Origin of the sequence: Thermalbibacter longus, from assembly GCF_023806485.1 — a bacterium.
Lineage (GTDB): Bacteria > Chloroflexota > Chloroflexia > Thermomicrobiales > Thermomicrobiaceae > Thermalbibacter > Thermalbibacter longus.
Genome location: NZ_JAMSLR010000056.1, coordinates 1 through 317, shown reverse-complemented (window position 1 = coordinate 317; position 317 = coordinate 1). Strand labels below are relative to the sequence as shown.

The 317-nt window shown below is 72.2% G+C and carries 1 protein-coding gene; it reads left to right on the top strand.

Going from position 1 to position 317, the window contains the following annotated elements:
• Positions 1 to 124: 124 nt before the first annotated feature.
• A partial coding sequence (locus NET02_RS16425; protein WP_284058510.1) for a hypothetical protein occupies positions 125 to 317 on the top strand: 193 nt, incomplete at its 3' end.

The window sequence follows — 317 nt, the reverse complement described above, 5'->3', positions numbered from 1 at the left end:
TTCGGGCGGCAGCTCCAGCGTGGACGGTCGCCCGTGCAGCCCGCTGGGGCCGCAGTGCGCTGCCGGCATGCCCATGCTGACCGACAGCACCACCACCGGCGCCAGACTGCAAGCCGAATGGGCCATGGGCGAGCAGACGGTCGTGCGCGCCGGCGCCGAGCTGCACCGCTTCCGTCTGGACGACTACTGGCCGCCATCGGGCGGCGGCATGTGGCCCGGCACGTTCTGGAACATCCGCGACGGCCAGCGCGACCGCTACGCGCTTTATGCCGAGGTTCAGTGGAGCCCTGCACCGCTGTGGAGCGCGCAAGCCGGCC